This window comes from Streptomyces sp. NPDC048291 (assembly GCF_043201715.1).
GTDB lineage: Bacteria > Actinomycetota > Actinomycetes > Streptomycetales > Streptomycetaceae > Streptomyces.
Window position 1 is genome coordinate 1 of the sequence record NZ_JBICZC010000037.1, and the last position, 4,420, is coordinate 4,420.

Sequence of the window (4,420 nt, forward strand, 5' to 3'; positions counted from 1 at the left end):
CTGTCGCTCGCGGAGCCACCAAATCCGCTGACCATTACCTAACGGCCACCAGCGTTTTCCCAGCTCAGCCCTTCCCCGAGAACGAGCCACACCCAACGGCGACCTCGTCGGCCCGGTCTACAAGGACGGCGCGGTCGAAGGCGTGACCTACACCCGTGGCTCTGTCTTCCGGCCCCGCTCCCGCATCCGCCCCGACCTCCCGCTGCGCCCTGAACGCCGTACCGTCTACCGGTTGCGTGACACCGGGACCTCGGCTCCCTGAGAGCTTGAGTTCACGAGCCGCTGTCCCGCACGAGGCCGAGTGGCTCAAGGAGTTCACTGAGTTCTGGCAGGACCGGTTTGGGATGCGTCCCGGCGGACACCGGCTTCGACGACACCCTGTGGCTGTCGCTGATGGAGGCGGGCGCCGGGGTACTCCCCGGCCCTGACGGACGTGGACGGTCGCCGAGCGCGCCGGCGCCCGCCCCCCCTGGCCAGGACGCGCTGCTCTTGGCTGGGCAGCTGGTCACCCACCCCGCCGGGCAGCCGCTGAGGCTCGTACGGTGCCGTTGCCCGGGCCGGGTCCGCCGGTCGTCCGTCGCCGTGCGCGAGCCGACCGCGGCGGACGCTCTGGCTGATGCCGGTGGTCTCTTCCGGAACCGCCTCCCAATATCAATGTCAGTGGGGCCTGGCATGGTTCGGATCATGTTCGACGGACTTCATGACATCGACTGGGCGTCGATGGAGCACGCGTACGGCTCGGCCGAGGAGGTGCCGGCGCTGCTGCGGGCGCTGTGCTCCCCGGATGGCGGGGAGCGCAGCGCGGCCCTCGATCGCTTCTACGGTGCGGTTCACCATCAGGGCGACGTGTACCCGTCCACGGCAGCCGCTCTGCCCTTCCTGTTCGAGTTGGTCGCTGATGGCGCGGCGCCCGGGCGGGCGGCCGTGGTGGCGCTGCTGGTCAGCATCGGCCGGGAGTCCCTGGAGCGGGGCTTCGCGGACGACGGCACTGAGATCGAGTACTACCCGCCGACAGGCTTCGGGCAGGCCGTCGCCTTCCTGCGCGAGCGGGGAGCGGAGTTCGCCGAACTCGCCCGCGACGCAGACCCGGACGTACGCCTGGCCGCGATTCCCGGCCTCGGGCTCTTCCTTGACGACGCTGACCGGGCCGCTGCAGTATTGCGCGAGCGGCTGGCCGCCGAGCAAGGTTTGGTGGCCCGGCTGCGGATCATGGAGGCGGCGGCCATTCTGGCACTGCGCCTGCCGGCGGCCGCGCACCAGGTGATGGACTGGCTTGCCGGGCTCGCTGCCGATCCCACCGGGGGCCCGGTGGCCCGGCTCGCGGCCCTGATCCAGCGGGCCCGCTGCGCTCCGGATGCGATCGGCGAGGACGTGGTGCCGGCAGCCCTCGGCCTGCTGCGCGAGAGCGCCCGCGTCCTGCCTGTGCTGCCTATCGCGCCGAGCCCGAACCGTCCGGTGACATCCGCGGACACCATCGCGCCGCAGGTTGTCGCCGCCTTCGAGGATCTCGACCGGCGCACGCGCGTGTTCGCGCCCACCACCACGCTGCTGCGGACGCTTCACGACGTTCTGGGTGCCCGTGTGCTGGAGCGCACCGCGGTGCTGACCGAGCAGCTGTGCAGCCCCGATCCCGGCTCGCGCCTGGACGCGGTGCGTATGAGCGGGGAGCTGATGCGGACCTGGCGCGGGGACCACACCCGCCTCCTCCTGCTCGTTGCCGACCAGCTCTCCACAACCGACGAGGAGGTTGCTGCCGAGGCTGCGGCCGTCCTGGAAGCCTGCCACCCGATCGCCGCCCCGGCCCAGGAGGCACTCGCCGCGCGCATCAACGCTCAACGCGCGGCGCACGGCCCCAACGTGTGGGCCGCTCCGGATGCCCTGCTGCGCAGGAGCCACCGGGACGCTGTTCGGGCCCTGGCACGCCTGGGCGACGCTCGCGCGCTGCCGAGTCTGCTGGCCGGCCTGGACAGCGGCGTCGACGCCTGGCGGGCGATCCAGGTCGCCGGGCATCTGCCGCAGGCTGCCGGCGAGTTGGTGCCCCGGCTCTGTGACCACCTGCGCCGGATCGACCTCTCCCAGCAGCGGAACGAAATGAGCGCCAACGCGATCCTCTCCGCCTTGGCCACGCTCGGCGACCCGGGCGCGGTCACTGCGGTGGTGGACGCCCTCGGTACTGCGATACGCCATGAGCAGCACGGTGTCACGCGATCAGCGCTGAAGGCGCTGGCGGCGTTCGGCCGGGCAGCGGCCTGCGCACGAGACACCATCCGGTCGCTGACCACCGCCGGTGACGCACACGTACGCCCCGCCTCTGTCACCGCCCTTTGGGCCGTGGGCGGTGACTTGGCCGAGGTCATGCCGCTTCTGCTGGGTCTCCTCGACGACTACACCGGGGACGCGGCGGATCTGGTCGGCGAGATAGGGCCGCCCGCATCCGCCGCTCTGCCGCGCCTGCGCAACTTCCTGACGCACGACTACGAATGGGTGCGGGTGCACTGCGCGACGGCGCTCTGGGAGGTCGGCGGCGAGGCGGAGGCACCGGCCGTCTTGAACGCCCTGCTGCAGTCCATGGTCAAGAACCCCGCGACGGCCAACCACGTCGTCGGCTGCCTGGACCGCATGGGCGCTCTCGCGGCACCGGCACTGCCCCTGCTCCGCGAGCAACTGGCCCTGCCCCGGCGCGGCGGCAGGTTCCAGAGCATCGACCACGACGAGGAACTCCAGCGGGTCGGCCGTACCCTCATCGCCCGCCTCGCCACTCCCGACGAGTTCGCCACCCCCGTCGCCGGCTAACTCATCTGACACCGCCACAGGAGAGACATGTCTTTTCCCGAGTTTCCGAAGCCGGCGCCCGGTGAGGTGCTGTTGGTCTGCACGTGCCACGCGGAGGGCAGGGCGTTGTGGGGCGGGCTCCTCGACGAGATCGCAGCCCGCTGGGAAGACGACGGGCTCGTCCTCGGAGACACGGGAGTGCGGCTGCGTATGGTCGAGGACAGCGGATGGGACTTCCTGCATGCGGGAAACGTCCCGGTGCTTGTTCCCGGCGGCAGTCCCGTGCCGCCGGTCGTCGTCCTGGCGGACATCCCGGTGGTGTACGGCGGGGACGGCCCGCTGCTGGTGGACCTGGCGTCGATACCCGGGCGTGGCGTCCGGATCCTGTCGGCCCGGCTCGGCGAGATCCTCGCCGACCTGCTGGGCGGCACACTCGCCTTCGACGACCTGGTGCAAGACATGGACCGGTGCGGGACGTACCAGGGCGACGGCGGCCGGCCGGCCTTCCCCACGCCCACGTCGACACCGCCACGCCGGTCCTTCCCGTCGCTTCCCTCTACTGCCGCGGCCCTGCTGGTCCGCACCTGCTTCGACGACGAGGCGGGCTGGCAGGCCCTGCTCGGCGAACTGGGCGGGACAGACGTGGACGGCTGGGTCGGCGCGGACCTGGACTTGGACGAGATCGGTGTGGAGCACTACCCGCTGACAGCGCTGGTCGTCGACAATCCTGCCTTCGAGGGCCTGCAGCCGGGCCAGGTCCCGGCGCTCGTCCCGCCCGAGGAGCACACCACGTTGGTCGCGCTCGCCGACGCCCGGACCTTTACCGAGCCCGGACGACCGCTGACTGTCGTCGACCTGTACGACAGCCCGGGACTGCAGGCCGTCCTTCCCTGCCGCGAGGTCGGATCGATGGCGTGCAACCTGGAGATCGCCAACATGGACTTCTATGAGTTCGTCGCCGAGGAGCAGTGATCCCGCTGGCATGGTGCGTTTCACGGCGGAGACGGAGGCTGGCACGCTCTGCAACCGTATCCCCGACCACCGCGAGCCGACGGGCCGGCCGATCCGCCCTGGAGGCAGACCCACAAGGCCTGGCTGAACCCACCGGCAGCCCAGGGCGCCTCCGGCGTCCTGCCAGCGCAGCAGGTCGCCGCCGCGGGCCGCCTCGCCTTCGACGCGTTGCTTGGCCTGGCGGCAGGCAGCTGGGACGCCGCGACGTTGCCCAGGTCCAGACTCTGCTGGTTGGCCCCGGTGCCCGGGAAGGTGACGGCCTGTAGGCAGGGGGCGATGCTGCGCTTGACCGCGTGGTGGGCCCGCGTGGTCAAGCGTGCCGAGCGGACGGGGCAGTGGATCGGCGGGGTGGAGAGACTGTCGGCCAGCGTCGTCGAGGACGAGCACACCGGCCAACTGGCGCGCGACGCGGTCGCCGAGCGGGTGAACGCTCAGATGAAGGCTGTTGGCCTCCTCGACGATGGCGACGAGTACGTGGCGGACGCGGCGGCTGGTACGGACTGGGTGGCGACCTTGGGGGAGATGTGCGGGCTGATCGCCCTTGGGTGCGGCTCTTCCTCAGTGAGCTGGTGATGCCGTGCGCCGTTGCCGTGCGTGCGCGGACGGTGGATCGTCGTGTCCTGGGACGTGGTCTTGG

3 protein-coding genes are annotated in these 4,420 nt (G+C 71.3%); all 3 read left to right on the forward strand.

Translation table 11 applies throughout. The features are described 5' to 3' along the window. Positions 1-684 precede the first annotated feature (684 nt). The 3 genes from ACGF5O_RS48930 to ACGF5O_RS48940 all read left to right on the forward strand — a co-directional run bounded on the left by ACGF5O_RS48930 (position 685) and on the right by ACGF5O_RS48940 (position 4,356). A complete protein-coding gene (locus ACGF5O_RS48930) occupies positions 685-2,793 on the forward strand; it encodes a HEAT repeat domain-containing protein (protein WP_393816426.1) in 2,109 nt (702 codons plus the stop codon). Between the two features lie 27 nt (positions 2,794-2,820). Beyond that, positions 2,821-3,744: a DUF6924 domain-containing protein gene (locus ACGF5O_RS48935; protein WP_393816427.1), complete on the forward strand. Its 924-nt coding sequence runs from the start codon at positions 2,821-2,823 to the stop codon at positions 3,742-3,744. A 315-nt stretch (positions 3,745-4,059) separates the two neighbouring features. Beyond that, positions 4,060-4,356 (forward strand): hypothetical protein, encoded by a 297-nt coding sequence (locus ACGF5O_RS48940; protein ID WP_393816428.1) that lies wholly within the window; start codon positions 4,060-4,062, stop codon positions 4,354-4,356. Positions 4,357-4,420: the final 64 nt, after the last annotated feature.